The 19,749-nt window shown below is 41.8% G+C and carries 13 protein-coding genes and 2 pseudogenes; 13 read left to right on the plus strand and 2 right to left on the minus strand.

Going from position 1 to position 19,749, the window contains the following annotated elements:
- Positions 1-58: 58 nt before the first annotated feature.
- On the plus strand, positions 59-6,019 hold the full coding sequence (locus QR40_RS29545) for a beta-N-acetylglucosaminidase domain-containing protein (protein ID WP_052430716.1): 5,961 nt from the start codon (positions 59-61) through the stop codon (positions 6,017-6,019).
- Here the strand turns inward: QR40_RS29545 and QR40_RS33020 are convergent.
- Positions 5,937-6,197 (minus strand): annotated as a pseudogene (locus QR40_RS33020) (DUF6783 domain-containing protein). The gene QR40_RS29545 and the pseudogene QR40_RS33020 sit on opposite strands and share 83 nt — an antisense overlap.
- Between QR40_RS33020 and QR40_RS33025 the strand changes: the two are divergent.
- The 10 genes and pseudogenes from QR40_RS33025 to QR40_RS05950 all read left to right on the plus strand — a co-directional run.
- Positions 6,087-6,317, plus strand: a pseudogene (locus QR40_RS33025) (DUF6783 domain-containing protein); the annotation flags it as partial. The pseudogenes QR40_RS33020 and QR40_RS33025 overlap by 111 nt on opposite strands.
- A gap of 806 nt (positions 6,318-7,123) precedes the next feature.
- A complete protein-coding gene (locus QR40_RS05910; RefSeq protein ID WP_044293883.1) occupies positions 7,124-8,176 on the plus strand; it encodes a hypothetical protein in 1,053 nt (350 codons plus the stop codon).
- A gap of 187 nt (positions 8,177-8,363) precedes the next feature.
- Complete coding sequence (locus QR40_RS05915; protein ID WP_027296254.1) at positions 8,364-8,795, plus strand: DUF1648 domain-containing protein; 432 nt, start codon at positions 8,364-8,366, stop codon at positions 8,793-8,795.
- A gap of 244 nt (positions 8,796-9,039) precedes the next feature.
- Positions 9,040-9,993, plus strand: coding sequence for an L-lactate dehydrogenase (locus tag QR40_RS05920; protein WP_027296255.1), 954 nt, complete (start codon positions 9,040-9,042; stop codon positions 9,991-9,993).
- 24 nt (positions 9,994-10,017) lie between these two features.
- A complete protein-coding gene (locus QR40_RS05925) occupies positions 10,018-11,190 on the plus strand; it encodes an NAD(P)-dependent malic enzyme (protein WP_027296256.1) in 1,173 nt (390 codons plus the stop codon).
- Between the two features lie 592 nt (positions 11,191-11,782).
- Positions 11,783-12,775 (plus strand): ABC transporter ATP-binding protein, encoded by a 993-nt coding sequence (locus QR40_RS05930; RefSeq protein ID WP_044293884.1) that lies wholly within the window; start codon positions 11,783-11,785, stop codon positions 12,773-12,775.
- Positions 12,772-13,566, plus strand: coding sequence for an ABC transporter permease (locus tag QR40_RS05935; RefSeq protein ID WP_044293885.1), 795 nt, complete (start codon positions 12,772-12,774; stop codon positions 13,564-13,566). Before QR40_RS05930 ends, QR40_RS05935 begins: the two co-directional genes overlap by 4 nt.
- Positions 13,563-14,354: an ABC transporter permease gene (locus QR40_RS05940; RefSeq protein ID WP_044293886.1), complete on the plus strand. Its 792-nt coding sequence runs from the start codon at positions 13,563-13,565 to the stop codon at positions 14,352-14,354. The genes QR40_RS05935 and QR40_RS05940 overlap by 4 nt, the downstream gene beginning before the upstream one ends.
- Before the next feature lie 148 nt (positions 14,355-14,502).
- Entirely contained in the window at positions 14,503-16,518 is a 2,016-nt protein-coding gene (locus tag QR40_RS05945) for an endonuclease MutS2 (RefSeq protein WP_044294023.1), read from the plus strand.
- A 346-nt stretch (positions 16,519-16,864) separates the two neighbouring features.
- Entirely contained in the window at positions 16,865-17,185 is a 321-nt protein-coding gene (locus tag QR40_RS05950; protein ID WP_063837261.1) for a putative signal transducing protein, read from the plus strand.
- Between the two features lie 130 nt (positions 17,186-17,315).
- On the opposite strand, the gene QR40_RS05955 is transcribed toward QR40_RS05950, so the two are convergent.
- Entirely contained in the window at positions 17,316-17,957 is a 642-nt protein-coding gene (locus QR40_RS05955) for a YczE/YyaS/YitT family protein (protein WP_156043041.1), read from the minus strand.
- Positions 17,958-18,438: 481 nt separating this feature from the next.
- On the opposite strand from QR40_RS05955, the gene QR40_RS05960 reads away from it, so the two are divergent.
- Positions 18,439-18,924: a flavodoxin family protein gene (locus tag QR40_RS05960; protein WP_027296262.1), complete on the plus strand. Its 486-nt coding sequence runs from the start codon at positions 18,439-18,441 to the stop codon at positions 18,922-18,924.
- 30 nt (positions 18,925-18,954) lie between these two features.
- Entirely contained in the window at positions 18,955-19,596 is a 642-nt protein-coding gene (locus tag QR40_RS05965) for an NUDIX hydrolase N-terminal domain-containing protein (RefSeq protein ID WP_044289697.1), read from the plus strand.
- Positions 19,597-19,749 lie beyond the last annotated feature (153 nt).

Consider the following 19,749-nt stretch of genomic DNA (forward strand, 5'->3'; position numbering starts at 1 on the left):
AAAATTACCTGACAATAAATCAGGCAGATGAAATAATAAAAAGATCGGGGGATTAAGAATGAAAAGATTAAAAAGAGCACTTAGTTTTTTACTGATTATTGTTTTAACCATGACATCGGTGCAGCTAAGTGGAATTTCAGGGTCGCTTCAGGTTTCGGCTGCGGAAAATACAGCATACGAAATCTATCCCACGCCTCATGACGTGGAGTATCCGGATGGCAGTTTTACACTGTCAGATGAAGTAAATGTAATTTTTGGAGAAGGTATAGACCAGGCAACAAAAGATAAAGTGGACGATGTGCTGGAGACAGCCAGCGTATCACACGCAGTTACTGACGCTTCTGCTGAGGGGAAGACCAATCTACTGGTAGGTATCCACCGGTCAGAAGGAGCAAAAGATGCTGCGGACCAATTTGCCGCAGACCATACGGCAGTTACGGATGATCATTTTAACCAGACAGATGCCTATGTGTTAACAGCGCAGGACAATACCATTGCAGCCGTTGGGAAAGATACCAATGCTGCTTTTTATGCGTTATCCACGCTGAAAATGGTATTGCGCCAGATCACCGGAAAACAGGTGCAGAATTTTACAGTTACGGATTTTTCAGATACCGGGCTTAGAGGATTTATTGAGGGGTATTATGGACTGCCCTGGTCCAATGAAGACCGCATGAATCTCATGAAATTCGGTGGGGAAATCAAATGCAATGCTTATGTATTTGCGCCAAAGGATGACCCATACCACAATTCTAAATGGAGAGAAATGTATCCGGAAGAAAAACTGGCTGAAATCAGGGAGATGGCAGAAGTTGGCAGGAAATCCAAGTGTGATTTTGTCTGGACCATCCATCCTTTTATGAGTGACCGTATTACGGAAAGCAATTATGATGACAGTCTGGCAACGATTAAAAAGAAATTCCAGCAGCTCTATGATGCAGGAGTACGCCGTTTTGGTGTTCTGGCAGATGATGCGGGCGGAGTATCCGTAAATCTTATTGCCAAACTTCTGAATGATCTGACAGACTGGTGCAAGAGTAAAAATGATGTAAAAGATATCCTATACTGCCCACCGGAATATAACTGGGCTTTTGCAGGATACAGCTGGACAAATTTAAGAAATGCAAACCAATTGGTAAATGACGATGTAGACTTTTTCTGGACGGGGCAGAGTGTCTGCGGACATGTCACAAAAGAAACGGTGGATGGGTTTGTCAATGGCCTTACATCCGATGCAAAGGCAGGAAGAAAACCGCTTTTCTGGCTGAACTGGCCGGTAAATGATATTAATAAAGTGCGCATGCTCATGGGAAAAGGTGAGATGCTCAATACCGATGTAACGAATCTGGCAGGGGTGATTACCAATCCCATGCAGCAGTCAGAGCCATCCAAGGTTGCGATTTTTGCGGTTGCCGATTATGCCTGGAACATTCAGGATTTCAATCGGGACAAGAGCTGGGCAGATTCCTTTAAATATGTGGAACCGGATGCTTCCGAGGCTTTACATACCATGGCGAAACATTTATCAGACCCTTCTCCCAACGGGCATGGGCTGGTACTGGGAGAATCGGAAGAACTGGCACCTTTACTGGAAGAATTCATGACACTCTATCAATCAGGGGCATCTATTCAGGAAAAAGGAGGCCGTCTGGCAGATGAATTCCAGAAAATAGCCGATGCGGCAGACGCTTTTGAACGGGATTCCAGAAATGCAGACCTAAAGGAACAACTGTCTCCATGGACCGACTCCTTAAGATATCTGGCGAAAGCAGCAATCAATTATATCAATACTGCAATGGCGTATGAAAATAATGACTATGAAAATGTATGGAGTTACTTCTCTGAAGCATCCAGTAACTATGGATTGTCCAGACAATGCCCGGTGGTAAATATTGATGCGGTTCCGAATGTAGAGGCAGGGGCAAAACGGCTGATTCCATTTGTGAAAAATTTATCTGAATTGCTGGGACCGAAAGTAAACAGCGTAGTGAATCCAAATGCGGATAAAACAAGGCCGTTTGTACCGGTAGATTCAGATCTGCTTAAATCAGATGGATTTAACGGCACTTATAATGAATATACGCAAGACAAGGTAACGGATAAGGACGACAATACTTTTGCCTGGTTCAAAACCACACCAAATGATTCTCTTCCGGCAGGGGGCTGGCTGGGACTGGATCTTGGAAGGGAAGTAACCCTTGGAACCATTAAATTCCTTCAGGGGGGAACTACCACGGCGCAAACAGATCTGATATCAAGTGCTGCACTGGAATATTCCCTGGACGGAGAAAATTACACAGAACTGGAGTCTTATTCCGATAAGCGGGACATTTATTTTAATGCGGAAGAGCTTGGAATTAAAGCCAGATATGTCAGAGTAAGGGCAAAGGCTGCCACGAACAAATGGCTGGCGGTGAGGGAATTTGCGGTAAGCGAAGGTGAAGTGCTCCCTTCCACGGTGGCATATACAAATGTGGCATCTTTAAGCCGAAGGAGCGTTGTCTCTACTGCCGATACCGCTAATTTAGAAGTGAATGACCGTAATATTACACTTGTAAAAAACCAGTATCTGGGTATTATGCTGCCAAGAATCCGAAACGTAATCGAAATTAATACGGACTATACACAGCAGAATCAACTGACCATGGAGGCTTCAGTCAACGGAACGGAATGGGAGGCTGTGAATCCGGGGAATCTGTCCGGCGGCATGGATATCAGGTATGTCCGCCTGATAAACAGTGGCAGCGCACCGGTTACTTTTCAACTGTCCCAGTTTGCCGTTAGGTCAAAAGAAATCGCGGCGCCCCATTTTATGGAATCTAATATTGCAGCATCCTCAATAACCAATGCGGATCTTGCAGTGGACGGAGACCGCAGCTCAAAGGCAAACTTCAGTGTATCCCAGAAGGAAGGCCAGTATATGATTTATGATCTGGGCCAGACCATTCCTGTTAAGAAACTGAAAATGGTGCAGCATGACAGTGAAGTGGATTTTATCCGGAATGGAAAGGTATCCATTTCCGCAGATCTTGAAAACTGGACAGATGTCCTTACGATTGGCAATCCGGATAAAGATCCGGGGCAGGTGACCATTGATGAATGTTTTCCGGATCACGAAATATCTTATTACACGTTATCTACAGCAGAACCGGTAAACCAGGAAGCCAGATATGTTAAAATATCGGTGACCAAAGACTATAATGCAAGATGGATCCGCTTTAATGAGCTGGAAATCAACGACAACGAGTATATACCGGTTGAAAACAATCCAACGTTTGTGACCACTGATGTGGAAGAAAAAGGGCACCGGCCTTCTTATATAACCGATAATGACGTGTCCACAACCTACCGCTCATCCAAAAAAGAAGGAGAAGGAAGCCTTACCTACCGGGTATCAGGCAATACAAAAGTGACTGGTATTACCATTCTTCAAAGCCCGAATACCCTATCGGATGCAGATGTTTCCATACGTTACGGCAAAGACGACTGGAAGAGTATCGGCACTTTAAATAAAAGCCTGAATGTATTGGAAGACTTCGGACAGGAAGCGAGCGATGTATTTGAAATAAAAATTTCCTGGAGCCAGACAGCACCGGAACTTCATGAGATGTATCTGGTAACAGCAGAACCGGATCCGGTGGTACCGGAGGACAAATCATCTTTAATTGAAAAGTACACTCAAGCCTTAGCGATTGACGAAAAATACTACACTAAAGAAACCTATGCCGCATTGAAAAATGCCATGGATGACGCAGAAGGCGTAATTGGATATGCACAAGCTTCCAGGGAAGAGGTAGCGGCAGCATTGGCTGCGATTACCGATGCATTGGAAAAACTGAAAGATATTCCGGCTGACAAGACACAACTTCAGGAAGCAGTAGCCAAAGCAAAAGAGCTGGATGCGAAACTCTATACAGAAGATTCCTATCAGGCTGTAATCCAGGCTGTTGCGGCAGCAGAAGAAATACTTGAAAAAGAGGATGTAAAACAGAAAGAGCTGGATGAAAAACTGGCGGGACTGGCAGAGGCAGTAGATGCCCTGGTAATCAAAGGAACGCTCACGAAGATCAATTCCGGTGAGTTAATTGCCACGGCGGGAAGTCAGGAAGGCAGCGGTGCAGACGGCAATGCAGATCAGGCAGTGGATGGCAATGAAACCACCTACTGGCACAGCAACTGGTCAGGAAGTGCAGCTGTAAAACCGGATATTCCAAATAATATCCGTAATGAATTTACAATCGATGTTGGAAAATCACGCATACTCCGCAAACTGGAATATGTACCGAGACCCAATAATATCAATGGAAGAATTCTTGGCTATCAGCTTTATTACAGCCCTACGGAAAATGGGGACGATTTCATGGAAGTGCCGGGAGGAACCGGAACCTTTAGCGATACAGCTGATAAAAAAGAAATCATATTCAATACGATAAATGCCAGAAGAATCCAGATCAGGGCAACTTCTACCAGAGGGGATTCCGGCAATGATAAATTTATCTCGGCTGCGGAATTTTATGTATATGAGATTATTCCGGAAGAGGAAGAACAGACTTACCAGATTACTTTTGAAGGCGGAGCAGGAACAACCGGAGATGCACCGGAATCCATGACGGGAAAGGAAGGACAGCAGATCGCACTTCCGGATAATACCTTTACAAAAGAAGGCTTCACATTTATGGGATGGGCAGATGGAGAAGAAATTTACCAGCCTGGGGATGCTTATACGGTTCCTTCCTATGATGTGATATTTACTGCACAGTGGCAGGAAGAAATCGCTGAGATTTATACAATATCGTTTGAAGGCGGAGAAGGGGCAATTGGTGATGCTCCGGTTTCCATTACAGGGGAAGAGGGAGCACAGGTTGTGTTACCGGACAATACTTTTGTGAAAGAAGGATTTACGTTCAACGGCTGGAATGACGGAAACGGCATCTATCAGCCTGGAGATACTTATCTCGTTCCTGGAATGGATACCGTATTCACAGCAGAATGGTTCAGCGATGTTCCGGAGACTGAGGTGACAGCCTATTTTGAAGGCGGAGAAGGAGCAGCAGGCGAATCTCCGGAACCGGTAACCATTTTGGCGGGAAGTTCATTTGCCCTTCCGGATAACAGTTATACAAAAGAGGGATTTGTTTTCCAGGGATGGAACGACGGTATGAATACTTATCAGCCTGGCAGCGAGTACAGGTTGGTTCAGGATATTACCTTTACCGCAGTATGGGGGAAGAAGCCGGTACCGGCATATGTAGTTAACTTTCATGCAAACGGCGGAAATACCAATACACCAAGCATAACGGTCAATGAAGGAAGCGTTATTTCCGTACTGCCAGCCGCATCCAGAAATGGTTACCAGTTCCTGGGATGGTTTACGGCAGCAGACGGAGGAACACAGTTTACGGCATCCACGCGGATCACTGCAAACATGACTGTATATGCACACTGGAAACAAATTGTGGCGGTGCCTTCAAATGTAACAGGCTTGAAGACGTCTTACAATAAGACTAAGAGTATTAAAATTACATGGGAAAAGGCTGCCAATGCCAAAGGATACCATGTATACCGTTACGACAGCCGCCGGAAGGAGTGGAAAAAAGTAAAGACTACCACTTCTCTCAGTTATAAAAATACGGGACTCAAAGACGGAACAAATTACAGCTATAAAGTAAAAGCATACAATCAAATAGGTTCGGAAATAAAAGAAGGCGGCTTTTCCTCCACTTTGAAAACGGCTACCGTACCTGCAAAACCATCGTTAAAGGTGAGCAAAACGGGTACCCAAAAGGTGAAGATCACCTGGAAGAAAACATCAAGGTGTGACGGAGTTGAGATTTACATGAAAGCGGGCAGGAAGAAATATAAAAAGATTGCATCCAAATCAAAATCTGCTTCCAGTCTGAAAAAGTCCGGACTTAAAAAAGGCACAACTTATCAGTTCAGAATGAGAAGATACAAGAGAGTTGGCAGCAAGAAAATTTATAGCAGCTATTCCAGTGTGAAAAAGGTGAAGATGTCCTAGAGCCTGTTTGAAAATTCATTCCTGCCATCTGTACGCCCCACTTTGCGGCATATTTGCCCCGAATTCAGGTTACGTAGCCCGCTACGCGCCCTTCATCCGGGACAAATCTCCCACAAACTGTGACGCACAGCTGCCAGAAAGCAATTTTAAAACACGCTCTAGTACAGCATTGTGTAATGATGTACTAGATATCCTGAGTGGCTGGAATGGTCAGCGAAATCGGCGACAGCCGAAAATAAAATGTCCCGTGCCAGCGCCTGTCGTCTGTAGATGCGCATTGGGAGCCGGAAGCGGCTGATCAATTCAACTCTTAAATAAAAAGCACTCCCTTCATTACCGTGAGTTCCCAGAACAGGATAGCACGTTAAAGAAGGGAGTGTTTACTTTTTTCTCACAGCATCAGCCGCACCCGAAATATGCCCTCGCCATCTCATACACCAGATTTCCGTCGCATCTTTTTACAAAAGCCGCAACGCTTCGGCTGCCCCAGCCATGTCTTCTACTTGGCTGGCAGACCACGTTTGTCCATCATAACTTCGCCTACATAGGGATTTGTCATTTCAAGTAGCAGCAGCCTGGTATCCACGGCGGTGAAGCAAAGGATACGCTTCCCCTCGGGGACAGCGGCGCAGGCGGCGACCGCGTTCTCCATGAAGTTGGAAACTGTCTAATGTAGCTAAAACACCACTGCATCAGTTGATTGGTAAAAAGCTTTAATGCAATTCCGATCACCAGCAGCATTAAAATGTCACAGTAAAATACGGCGGTGTAGTTTTCAGTCTGATAAAAGTAATAGTTAGAGCTGATATTGATGGCAAGCATAGGGGCGGTTACAAGCACATACACCAATTTGCTTTTGTATTTGGGTCTATTCTAAGATTGGGGTGAATATATGAATGAGGTATTTATCAGGACTGGATCACCTGGCTTTAGTTTAAGAAAAACGTATCATAATATCAAATCTTTCGCAGCTTCGTATGTGTTATTTAATATCATTATTACATAATCTTGACAAAAACGTTCTATCGTAGTAGAATGTTTTTAAGATATTCTACTACGATAGAATAAACTGATATGAAAAAACAATAAGGAGGATAAGAAGTCATGAAAGAAATGAAATGTACGGATAACAAAAATGGTAAAGTCAAAAGTACAGGCAAAGTAATCGGGGGAATCTGTGGGGTTGTTGTCCTGGCAGGGGTGACAGTGACGGCATTTGCAGCCGGACAAAAAGAGACTGCTGGATGCGAAGGCGCATCCCGGATAAATAAAATCAGCGCAGTCAGTGAAGTAAGTGGTGTAAGGGATATCAGCGCAGTCAATGAAATTAGTGCAGTCAGTGCAGCCAGTGCAGTCAGTGAAGCCAGCTCAGACAGAAGTGCGGATACTTATTGGATGAAGGATATGTCGGTATTTGGATCAAATGTGACCGATATAGCTGAGACCTACGCTTGTGAGAGCGCTATGGAGGATGGAAAAAGAGATGATTCCCAGGAAAAAGCATTAAAAAAATCTTTCGATGAAGTGAATTCCGAGTTTCTCAAACTAAAGGCAGACCTGGAAAAAAAGGAAGCTGACCGGAAGACGCTGCTTGGAAAAGAAAAAGATTGGAGCAATCCCGGTTTTCAGAGTGAACTGGACAGCCTGGAAGAGTCTATGCATGACATATGCGATAAATTAAGTACGGTACAGGATGATGCTTATTATAATCTGGACGCACTGGTTTACGGATCCGAAAACTATGATGTGAATTACCAGAAATGGGATTCCGTTTTTGAAGCAGCCGCATCTCTTCAGCGCAGGTACTTTCTGCAGTTAAGCCACATTTATCAGAAAATAACAGATAAGACAACTGAGATATACGAAAAATATGGTTTGAAGCGTGATGAAAAAGAACACGAATATTATTATAACGGGAAAAAAGTACGTTACTTTGAGGACGGAGTATGGGAAGGACAAAGTTTTAGCGGTTCTATGTCCAGCGGGAATGATGGAGAAGTTGATGTATTTGCCTTGCGGGATAAGAATGGTGATCTGACCGGATTCGAAGTTTGTGATATAGACAATACCAAAGAACGGGTAAATGAGTATTATAGAAGTAAAGAAAATTTCAATTTTGAAGGAAGCGCAAATGCAGCCCAGGAAAGTGCTTTTTAATAAAATCGCAGCATGAATGTGGTGCGCCGATGAAAGTAAAGCGCAAAAGTGAAGCATACAGGTAAAGCATCGAATTACAGAATTGTATTTTGAACGCCGAAATCTGTATTTGGGCAGTTAGTGTTGAAAAACGGGACAACATCAGGGTATAATGGTGGCAGATCAGGGGTGAAAGGAGTGATGGGCTGTGAAACTGGAATATCGTATATTCACTGTTTTAATGGCTGTCCCGTTTTTTATTGCTGTTGCCGGGTTGTTTTTTCTGCCATCTAAAGTAGTAATGCATTGGAATATCAGGGGAGAGGCGGATGGATATGGCAGTAAATTTGTTTTGCTGCTTCTGCCTTTTGCTGCAGGATTTATGGGGCTGTTTTTGAAAGAAATGTTTAAATCAGAAAAAAAGTCAATAGCCGGCGCTTTTGGTATTAACATTGGAACTCTGGTATATTTCAATCTGATGGAAGTAGTTTTTATTGCCGGGGCTTATTGTGGAGCAAAGGGAATGCGGTTACCAGACTGGCTGGGTATTAACCAAAGTCTGTTTCTCAGCGGTGTTATTGCTGTTATATCCGGTGTGGTATGCTGGAAATGGGAGCAAAAAAGAATAAAAAATAAATAATATGAATGTCAAAGCAGAAGCAGGAAAAATCTTCTGCTTTTTTTGATAAAAAAATATTGAGTTGTGGTCTAATAATCAATGATTTTCAGAGTGTATAAAAATACATAGTTGATTTGTAACTAAAAATGTGGTATAAGTGAATTGTAAAATTTATGTAAAGTTTATATGAAAATGACGTAAGGCACTAGTAAAAAAATTCTAAATGTGTTATTATCTTCACATTAAAATGTGGAGGTAAGTACAGATGAGTAACAGCTATAAAATTAGTATTCTGGGATCAGGAAGAGTGGGATCTTCCATCGCCTATACGCTGACCGTTGGAGGCGTATGTTCTGAAATCGTTTTAGTGGATATTGCTAAGCAGTTGGCAGAAGGAGAGGCTATGGATATTATCCAGGGTACTCCATTCTCAAATTCAGTGAATATTTATTCAGGTGATTATAAAGATGTGGCAGGCTCCGATATTGTTATCGTAACCCTCGGCAGAGCCAGAAAACCAGGTCAGACCAGAATCGAACTGGCACAATCCAACGTAGACATAATCAAAAGTGTTATGCCTCAGGTTGCTGAATATGCGCCAAATGCAATTTATGTATTGGTAAGTAATCCGGTAGACATTCTTACATATGCAACATTAAAAGTAACAAATCTTTCACCAAATCAGGTAATCGGATCCGGTACACTTCTTGATTCCAGTCGTTTACGTTCAATCGTAGCAGAAAAACTGGGAATCAGTTCCAGAAATGTTCATGGTTATGTTTTAGGCGAACATGGGGATTCATCTGTAGTTCCGTGGTCTTTAGTTAGCATTGCAGGTATGACGATCGATGCTTATGAGAAAGCAGCAGGATTTGGAGAAGAATTTATCCAGGAAGACAACTTAATGTCTATGGAAAAAGAAATGAGAGAGTCCGGAGCCAAAGTTATTCAGAATAAAGGTGCCACAAACTATGCAATAGCTATGTCTGTACGTTATCTTTGCGATAACATCCTGCGCGGCGGTAATACCGTAATGGCAGTTTCCAGTCTTATGACAGGACAGTATGGAATGGAAGACGTATGCTTAAGTATCCCAAGCATCGTCAACAGCTCAGGTCTTGTTAAGACACTTGAACCTCAGTTAAAAGAGGAAGAAGTAGAGAAGTTATTAAACAGCGCTAACGTGCTGAAAAATATAATATCAACTCTTGAATTTTAAGAGACAATCTAGGAGGAATAAAAAATGGATTACGCATCAGAATCATTAAAGAAACATCGCGAGTGGAAAGGTAAAATCGAAGTTATCTGCCGTGCACCATTGGAAAATAAGGACGATTTATCTTTAGCATATACACCGGGTGTAGCTCAGCCTTGTCTGGAAATCCAGAAAGACGTAAACTTAAGCTATGACCTCACAAGACGTTCAAATCTGGTAGCTGTTGTTACAGACGGAACTGCAGTTTTAGGTCTTGGAGATATCGGACCGGAAGCAGGAATGCCGGTTATGGAAGGAAAGTGTGCATTATTCAAAGCTTTTGGTGATGTAGATGCAATTCCGCTTTGCATTCGTTCTAAAGAAGTAGACGATATTGTTAAGACAGTAAGTTTACTTGCTGGAAGCTTTGGTGGAATCAATCTGGAAGATATTTCCGCACCACGCTGCTTCGAAATCGAAGAAAAATTAAAAGCTTGCTGTGATATCCCGATTTTCCATGATGACCAGCATGGTACAGCTGTTGTTACACTTGCAGCACTTTTAAATGCATTAAAACTGACTGGTAAGAAAATTGATGAGATTAAAGTAGTAACAAGCGGAGCTGGTGCTGCCGGAATCGCTATCATTAAATTATTAATCGCTATGGGATTAAAGAATGTAGTTCTCTGTGACAGACAGGGTGCTATCTACCAGGGACGCGATAACATGAACCAGGAAAAAGAAGAAATGGCTAAGATCACAAACTTAGACTGCCGCAAAGGTACCTTAGAAGAAATGTTAACAGGTGCTGACGTATTTATCGGTGTTTCTGCACCTGGATGTGTAACACCGGAAATGGTTAAGAAAATGAACGCAAATCCAATTCTCTTCCCTATGGCTAATCCTACACCAGAGATTATGCCTGACCTTGCAAGAGAAGCAGGAGCAGCAGTAGTTGGTACAGGAAGAAGTGATTTCCCGAACCAGATCAACAACGTACTTGCATTCCCGGGAATCTTCCGTGGAGCACTGGATGTACGTGCAAGCGAAATCAACGATGAAATGAAGATTGCAGCTGCAAAAGCAATTGCATCTTTCGTTACGGATGACAAATTAAGTGCTGAATATATTATTCCAAGCGCACTGGACAAGTCTGTTGCTCAGGCAGTAGCTGAAGCTGTTGCAAAAGTAGCAAGAGAAACCGGAGTTGCCAGAATCTAGAGCGTGTTTTAAATTATTTTAAACAGGCCCAAGTATGGCATAAAGCTTGAGTATACTTAGATAAATAATGAAAAGAGAACCTGCTTTGTGGTTCTCTTTTTTTAAACGCAGGTATTTTTTGATATTTAGGAAAAAAATTCTATTGACAATTTGCATTTATAAGTTATAATAAACTCATTAATAATAAAGCGAGGAAGATTGTATGTTAAGTGTGTCTGTAAATGAGAGTGCGGTAACAAAATAGTTACCAGGGTTGAAACTATGCGTGAATTCACGCTATAAGTGAACCTGGAGACCGGCATTTGATAAAGAAATGCCTGTTTCACTCTGCCTTACAGACTGCTTTATACTTTCATGACAAAGGGAGATGTGTTCTCACATCAGACCATTTTGTCACTGGCTTTATTTTTGTGTCTGAAAACAGGAATACGTGTGCAATTCCCTGAAACATGATTAAGCCCACCGAAGCAGTACGTCTTGTACAGCGTTTTTTCTCAACTCCGATTACAGGGAGGAGAGGAATGATGCTGTATTAATGAAAGGCAGAACCTTCGGTGGGCTTTTATGATGTATTTAGAGAAAGGGAATCAATATGAATGTGATTGAAGTAAGCGGATTAAGTAAACAGTATAAGCGTTATCAGAAAAAGGAAGGGCTCTCCGGAAGTATAAAGGGGCTGTTCAGGCGGGAATATACGGCTAAAAATGCAGTAGATCAGTTTGATCTGGATGTTAAGGAAGGGGAATTTGTAGGGCTGATTGGAGCTAACGGGGCCGGAAAGACCACTTTGGTGAAGATGCTGACCGGTATTATTGCACCTACCAGCGGAAAAATTCGTGTTCTGGGATTCGAACCGAATAAGCTGGAAAATGAGTTTAAGCGGCAATATGCAATTGTAATGGGGCAGAAGAGTCAGTTGTTTTTTGAATTGACGGCGGAGGATACACTTCGTCTTTATAAAGAGATATATGGGATCCCTGAAAGGGAGTTCCTGGAAAGTAAGGCGTATTTTGTACAGTTATTTGGAGTAGAAGATTTAATGAACGTTCAGGTCCGTACCCTGTCACTGGGCGAGCGGATGAAACTGGAGTTAATGACGGCACTGTTACATAATCCGAAAATATTATTTCTGGATGAACCAACCATTGGACTGGATGCGGTTGCCGGGAAACAGATCCGGAAATTTTTGAAGCAGGTAAATGAAGAAAAAGGCACGACCATTTTGCTGACGTCCCACTATATGGAGGATATTAAATTGCTTTGCCATCGTTCGGTTGTAGTAAATAGCGGAAAGAAAATATATGACGGAGAGACACAACGGCTATTCGAACAATACCAGCGCTTTAAGAAGATTACCGCTGTATTTGACCATCCTGTTGAGGCTGTACAAGCTGATAAAAAATGTACCTGTACAATCCTGGAGTCTACACCGTTTAAAGTAGTAATACAAGTGGAAAAAAGTCAGGCGGGATGCCTGCTGGAGTACTTAATGCAGTCTTTTGGTCCAAGTGATATCACAGTTGAGGAAGAAGAAGTAGGTAATGTGGTGGAACGTATTTATAAAAGCGGGGAGGTGGAAGTTTGAGGAAATATATGGAGGTTACAAAAATTTATTTAAAGCAGCAGCTGATCTGGAGAGCGGATACCGTATTCCAATTAATTATAATGGTTACAAAAATATTATTTGCATATCTGCTCTGGGGGGCTATTTTCGGAAAACAGCAGGAAGTTGCCGGATTTACATTTCATGCCATGCTGTCCTACTATATCGTAAGTTCCTTCCTGTCCCAGATTGATACTTCCGGAGAAATCGGTCAGGATATCAGCGACAGAATAAGGAACGGGACATTTTCCAGTTATATGATTCTTCCGATGGGAACCCTGCGGTATTACATTGCCAGACAGATAGGAACGACCGTTTTTTATGGCGGATGTATTCTGGGAGCCCTTGCCCTTTGGATGATGGTATTTCCCATTGGTTTTGTATTTACCGGAAATTGGGAGATGATATTCGCGGCACTGGTGCTGGTAATAATCGGAATGCTATTTATGGTTCAGCTGAACTATTTTCTGGGAATACTGACTTTTCGATTTCAGGAAATCAGCACATTCCTTATGATAAAGGATAACCTGGTAGCTTTGGTTACTGGTACGTTAATCCCGCTGGCATTACTTCCTGAAAGCGTAACCATGGTTATGAAGATATTTCCGTTTTACTATGTCACCTATCTGCCATCCATGGTTCTGATTGGCAAATGTCAGGATGAGGTCTTAACCGGTATGGTGGTATTGGCGATATGGAGTTTATTCTTTGCCGTGTTAAACCAGGTGTTCTTTGGAAGGTACCGTATAAAATATGATGGAGTTGGAATATGAGAAATAATTATAGATTTATAAAAGAATTGCTGAAACTCAGAATGTCACATCTGATGGCATTCCGGTTAGGATTTTTTGGACCGCTATTTGTGGATACCAGCCTGTTTCTTATACAGATACTGGTATTTCAGGCTATATTTTCCAATGTTGACAGGATAGGAAGCTGGGGACAGGGGGAAATGATCATCTTTATAGGGACATTTTCCATGATTGATGCCCTTAACATGACGATTTACTTTTTCGGATTGCTGACCATACCGGATAAAGTAAGAAACGGTGAGCTGGATTTGTACCTGACAAAACCGGTGAATCCGCTTTTGCGTATTACATTTGAAAAAGTCAATCCGGGTACTCTGCCACAGATACTGTTTAGTGCAGGAATTATTGCATATGGGGCATCGGTCGGAGGATTTCAGATTCGTATGATCCATGTCGTCGGATATATTTTGTTTGTATTGATTATGACATTGTTATTTTATGACCTTGAAGTGATGCTGCGGACAACTGCATTTTTTATTATTTCCACAACGGGGATATTGAAACTGGAAGAGGCCGGATTGGATTTGTGTATGAAAATACCGGGTGTGGTGTTCCAAAGCGGGTTTAAAATCTTTTTTTATGTAGTTTTACCCTATGGTGTAATCGCAACGCTGCCGACGCAGGTTTTGACAAATTCACTGTCAATACAGGGAATTGTTTTCGGAGTGGTAATTGTGGTAGTTTTCACTACTCTTATGCTTCGTTTTTGGAAATTAGGATTAAGACATTATAACAGTGCCAGCAGTTAATGTATCTGCGGACATTATTTAAGGAAAATGATAGATGTGAGGTTGAAAGAAAATGATAAAATTGAAAGGAAGCCACTCAGCGATTCTTTCAACCGGTTTTAGTGTGGCTGCATAGCAGGCATACCTGCTATTTGTAATGGGTATAAAAATGAATAAATATATAGAAATGTTAGAATTTGATAAAATGACAGAGAAACTAAAAGAATATACGGTGACGCAAAAGGCAAGGGAAAAATTTGATGAAATGACACCGATCATGGATGAAGCAGAATTGTGGAAGCGGCAGCAGGAAACAACAGAAGCCAGAATGCTTTTAGACCGGGACGGAACGCCTCCGTTATCCAATACGGATCATATGGATATGATTGCAGAAGGTGCATATAAAGGAGAAATGCTCAGTATAGAAGAATTAGAACAGGTCAGCCGCTTTGCTGTACTGGGGATGCGTTTAACCCGTTATCTTAAAAAGAGTGACGAAATGGGGCTTAAGATATCAGAATACGGACGCGGCCTGGCAGATCTGGAAATCTTAAAAGAAGAAATTGAACGCTGTATCCGAAGTGGACAGATTGACGATTATGCATCGAAAGAACTGAGGGAAATCAGAAAAAAGAAAGACCGCATTCTGAACAATATCCGAATGAAACTGGACAATATGCTGAAAAGTAAGAAAGAGTGCTTTTCCGAAAGCTTCATTTCCAACCGGAACGGACACTATACACTCCCGGTAAAAAAAGAGCATAAATTGAAGATCAGCGGCAGTGTGATTGACGTCTCTTCATCAGGAGCAACGTACTTTATAGAGCCATCCAGTGTATCAAAGCTGAAAGCAGAACTGGGTGAATTGGATATCGCGCAGAGCAATGAAGAGCGCAGGATACTATATACCCTGTCTTCCTGTGTAGGAGAGTATAAGGCAGAGATACTTCTGAATCTGGAATATATAGAAGAACTGGATTATATCTTTGCTAAAGCAAAATTAAGTGCAGCGATGCAGGGAGTGGAACCAAAGATCAATACCGGCAGAAGAATACGGATCGTTAATGGCAGGCATCCCCTGCTTGGCCGGGAGTACTGCGTGCCGCTGAACCTGGAACTGGGAGAGTATCATCGGGGAATTATCATTACCGGACCAAATACGGGAGGAAAGACGGTAGCATTAAAAACAGTAGGCCTGTTCTCGATTATGGCACAATGCGGATTGCATGTTCCCTGTGAGGAGGCAGATTTAGCCATGAATACCCAGGTGTTATGTGATATTGGAGATAACCAGAGCATTCTGGAAAATCTCTCTACGTTCTCAGCCCATATTAAAAATGTCATCGATATATTAGAACTGGTGGATAAGGAGTCCCTGGTATTAATGGATGAGGTGGGTTCAGGAACTGATCCTGCAGAAGGAATGGGGATTGCAATTGCCATATTGGAGGAATTGAAAAACAGTAATTGCAGTTTTATCGCTACAACCCATTATCCGGAAGTTAAGGAATATGCAGAAAAGACGGAAGGGATACAAAATGCCAGAATGGCATTTGATAAAGAAAGTCTGAAGCCATTATACCGACTGGAGATTGGTGAAGCCGGAGAAAGCTGTGCATTCTACATTGCAAAACGACTGGGTATGCCTGCTAAGATGCTGAAAAGAGCATATGAGGCGACTTATAAAGTTGATTCTAAGCAGCAGGATAATAATGAAAAAGTAAAACTGCGGAGAGAAAATGGTTTAGATGAGCGGCTATTTGAGAAAGGCCTGGAAGAGATTTCGGAAAATATGCCGGAGAAGATAGAGCATAAAAGATCCGGGCAGATTCTAAAAGCGGCAGGAACCAAAAAAGCGCCAATGGAAAAAGAAGAAAGCAAAACACAAAAACGTTCTGAAGGATTTCATATTGGGGACAGCGTTATGGTATATCCACAGAAAAAAATTGGTATCGTATACCAACCAGCGGATGTAAAAGGAGATGTAGGGGTACAAATTCAGAAAAAAAAGGTTCTGGTGAATCATAAGCGCCTTCAGATAAAGACAAAAGCAGAGGATATGTATCCGGAAGATTATGATTTTTCTATTATTTTTGATACTGTGGAGAACCGTAAAGCCCGCCATCTTATGGAAAGAAAATATGTAAAAGGATTAGAGGTTCCGGTTAATCTGAAAGAATCGTAAAACTTTAGATATATAAATTTAAAATGGCTCTGACAAATGTCAGAGCCATGATATTAACATCCGAAACAATTACGGATAAAGGCTAATAAGTCTTCACAGTTTGTAAAACACATGGGTATTATCCTCCTTTGCCTTTATTTGTATTAGCTAAGTACAATAGAATTGTAACAGTTTTGTAATATAATCGCAATAGTTTATAGTTGGGTATAGAGGAAATAATTTCAAATCATACATCCCAGGCAGATTGAAAGATTGATTGTATTATATTGTCAGAAATGTTATAATAATTGTAACAGTTAATAAGGAGTTAGGAATGGCATTTAGCCTATGAAAGGGAGGTATCTATATGTTCGGAAAAAAAGATACAGATAATAAACAGGACAGTGATCTGATTTTACTTCGTACGGCAAGTAACAATTATGAATTGGGGCTTATCGAAGGATTGCTGGAAGATAATCATATCCCGTATTTGGTTCAGGACAGAGGCGTAGGCGGATATCTGAGAATCTATGCAGGGTCTTCCATTTATGGAACTGATATTATGGTGGGAAAAACGTATTTTGATCAGGCAAAAGCAATTATGGATGAAGTGGATTGGGATGAAAACAGTCAGATGACAGATGAAGAGCTTGGAAAGGCAGCAGAAGAAGCAACTGAGGAGCAGTAGTCTGCGGGAAGCGGGTATGTCAGAAACCAGCATGTAAGTAAAGCTTATATCAAAAAGATAAGGAATTACGAATATAAAATAAGCAGAGTAGATAAGAGTGGAAAAGCACCCGGCTACTCTGCTTTTCCTGTTAACGGAGCTTCAGACGTTCTGCGATCCCCAGAGTGTGTCCGTACAGGAAAGGTTCTGAAAATTTTCTGTTAAAATATTGTATCAGCGGTCCCATAAAAAATGCGGTAATCAGAGTACCGATACCAATAGGAGCTCCGAAAGCGAATCCGATCAGAACGCAAATCAGATCCGTTGTAATACGGCATATTTTAAAAGGAAACCTGGTCTTTTCACAAAGAGTCAGGGCAATTGAGTCATATGTAGATACTCCCATATCAGCGGTAAAATAGAGAGAAGAAGCAAAGCACATGATCAGAATTCCTCCTGCCAGAAAAATACCCCGTGCAGGAATTCCAGGATTTTGAAATATTTGCTGCAGCAGATTTGAGAAAAAGTCAACAACAATGCCCATTCCAAACATGGTAAATATGGTTGCAAATCCAAATAAATGCCTGTTTAGAAACCAGATAATCGTAAATAACACGATGCTGATAATTGGAAAGATAACACCGTAACTGGAATGAAATAAGTTTGCCAAACCATTGCAGAATACGGTAAAGGGATCAGTCCCCCAGACAGCCATTTTAAATAGTCCAATGCTGAAGCCAACCAGAAATACTCCAACGATTGTCATACCGATTCTTTTCTTTTTATTTTTCATAATTATACCCTTGCATATTGCATGCATGACTGCAATACTGCCACAATAAAACAGGTCGAAAGAATCACCCAGTGGCTTCCTTTCCATATATAAATTTCCTTCAACCTTTTCTTCTCCTTCTACAGGCAGTTATGTTTTCTGCCACAGTTTATTATAATTAAAAATGAAAGATTTGCAATGACAAAAAGTGATGATAACCTGTTTAAATGTTAGGATACTTCAAATTTCACCATCCAGGCACAGGATTCTTGAAGCTCATCACAGATAAAAAGAATTGTGTAATATTTATTTGCAATGTAGGAGGATACGTTATAGAATGAATTATAGCAGTACATGATTGGTAAGATAGGGCATAGATAAGAAGCTGATTGATGTTGTCGGATCAGGTTTAGTTAGTGAAGCAGAAAATATGGAGCGTTGGTTGTGTTAGGCTGATTTATGGATTAGTTTCAGGTGAATAGATGAAGGAGGATAATATACGATGAAAATGTCGGTTGTTTATTACAGTAAATCGGGCAGGACGAAGGAAATGGCGGAGATGATTGCAAAAGGCATGAGAAGAGTATCACAGGTAGAAACAGGAGTATTTGATATTGACCATGTTGATATGAAGTTTGTCCGGGAAAGCAGGGCTGTTGTTGTGGGGACACCTACTTATCATGCAAATCCCTGCTGGCAGATCAAAAAGTGGCTGGATGAAACAAGCAATACCTACCTCAAAGGGAAAATCGGTGCAGCATTTGCAACTGCTGACTATCCACAGGGAGGTGCAGATATTGCTATTTCCACGATATTGATGCATCTCATGGTAGACGGTATGCTGTTATATTCCGGCGGTTCCTCCCAGGGACAGCCTTTTATACATTTAGGGGCAGTGGCATTAAAAGAGAATTTTGAAGAAAGCAAGGCAGTTTTCGAAGTGTTTGGAACCAGAATAGCAGAAAAAACGAAAGAATTGTTTGAATGACAGGTATTTACGTAACCGGAGGATGGAAATATGGGACAGAAGGATGACAGAATCAGCTCAGATACCACATGGCTGGATATTGCAGTGGAACTTCAATTTATAGCACAGGCAGGATTGACCTATTCAAAGGATCACTTTGACTTGGAACGGTTTGAAAGAATCCGTGAAATTGCAGCCGAAATGGTCAGCCAAAAAAGCGGATTATCTATGGAAAAAGTAAAAGATTTATTCTGTAATGAGACCGGATTTCAGACACCAAAGCTGGATACCAGGGCGGCGATATTCAAGGATGGGAAAATACTTCTGGTGAAAGAGAAGAATGGAACCTGGTCACTGCCCGGCGGCTGGGTTGACGTAAACCAGTCGGTAAAATCTAATACTATAAAAGAAGTAAAAGAAGAGGCAGGTCTGGATGTTGTGGCGGTGAAACTGATTGCAGTCCAGGACAGAAACCTGCATAATCTACCGGTGTACGCATATGGAATCTGTAAGATCTTTATGTTATGCGAGGCTGTAGGCGGTACTTTTCAGGAAAATATAGAAACCATCGGAAGCGGATACTTTGGACTGGATGATCTGCCGAAACTTGCGGAAGAGAAAAATAACAGGGAGCAGGTGGAAATGTGTTTTCGGGCGTTTGCCGATGAGGCGTGGGAAGTGCCGGTTGATTAAAGATGAAACTAAAGAGCCATATGCAAAGCATGAGAGCCGATAATTTGTGAGGATATTGATATCATATTTCCCGCATACTATCGGCTCTTGCTTTATCTAAAATTAAGACGTTGCTTTAATTATGCATACAGTGTACAGGAGATCCTAATTTAA

It is taken from the genome of Robinsoniella peoriensis (genome assembly GCF_000797495.1).
Lineage (GTDB): Bacteria > Bacillota > Clostridia > Lachnospirales > Lachnospiraceae > Robinsoniella > Robinsoniella peoriensis.

What these genes read in the sequence shown, in the direction of transcription:
- QR40_RS29545 (WP_052430716.1), top strand. Translation starts at nt 59, where the DNA reads ATGAAAAGATTAAAAAGAGCACTTAGTTTTTTACTGATTATTGTTTTA.
- QR40_RS05910 (WP_044293883.1), top strand. Translation starts at nt 7,124, where the DNA reads ATGAAAGAAATGAAATGTACGGATAACAAAAATGGTAAAGTCAAAAGT.
- QR40_RS05920 (WP_027296255.1), top strand. Translation starts at nt 9,040, where the DNA reads ATGAGTAACAGCTATAAAATTAGTATTCTGGGATCAGGAAGAGTGGGA.
- QR40_RS05925 (WP_027296256.1), top strand. Translation starts at nt 10,018, where the DNA reads ATGGATTACGCATCAGAATCATTAAAGAAACATCGCGAGTGGAAAGGT.
- QR40_RS05930 (WP_044293884.1), top strand. Translation starts at nt 11,783, where the DNA reads ATGAATGTGATTGAAGTAAGCGGATTAAGTAAACAGTATAAGCGTTAT.
- QR40_RS05940 (WP_044293886.1), top strand. Translation starts at nt 13,563, where the DNA reads ATGAGAAATAATTATAGATTTATAAAAGAATTGCTGAAACTCAGAATG.
- QR40_RS05945 (WP_044294023.1), top strand. Translation starts at nt 14,503, where the DNA reads ATGAATAAATATATAGAAATGTTAGAATTTGATAAAATGACAGAGAAA.
- QR40_RS05950 (WP_063837261.1), top strand. Translation starts at nt 16,865, where the DNA reads ATGTTCGGAAAAAAAGATACAGATAATAAACAGGACAGTGATCTGATT.
- QR40_RS05955 (WP_156043041.1), bottom strand. Translation starts at nt 17,957, where the DNA reads ATGAAAAATAAAAAGAAAAGAATCGGTATGACAATCGTTGGAGTATTT.
- QR40_RS05960 (WP_027296262.1), top strand. Translation starts at nt 18,439, where the DNA reads ATGAAAATGTCGGTTGTTTATTACAGTAAATCGGGCAGGACGAAGGAA.
- QR40_RS05965 (WP_044289697.1), top strand. Translation starts at nt 18,955, where the DNA reads ATGGGACAGAAGGATGACAGAATCAGCTCAGATACCACATGGCTGGAT.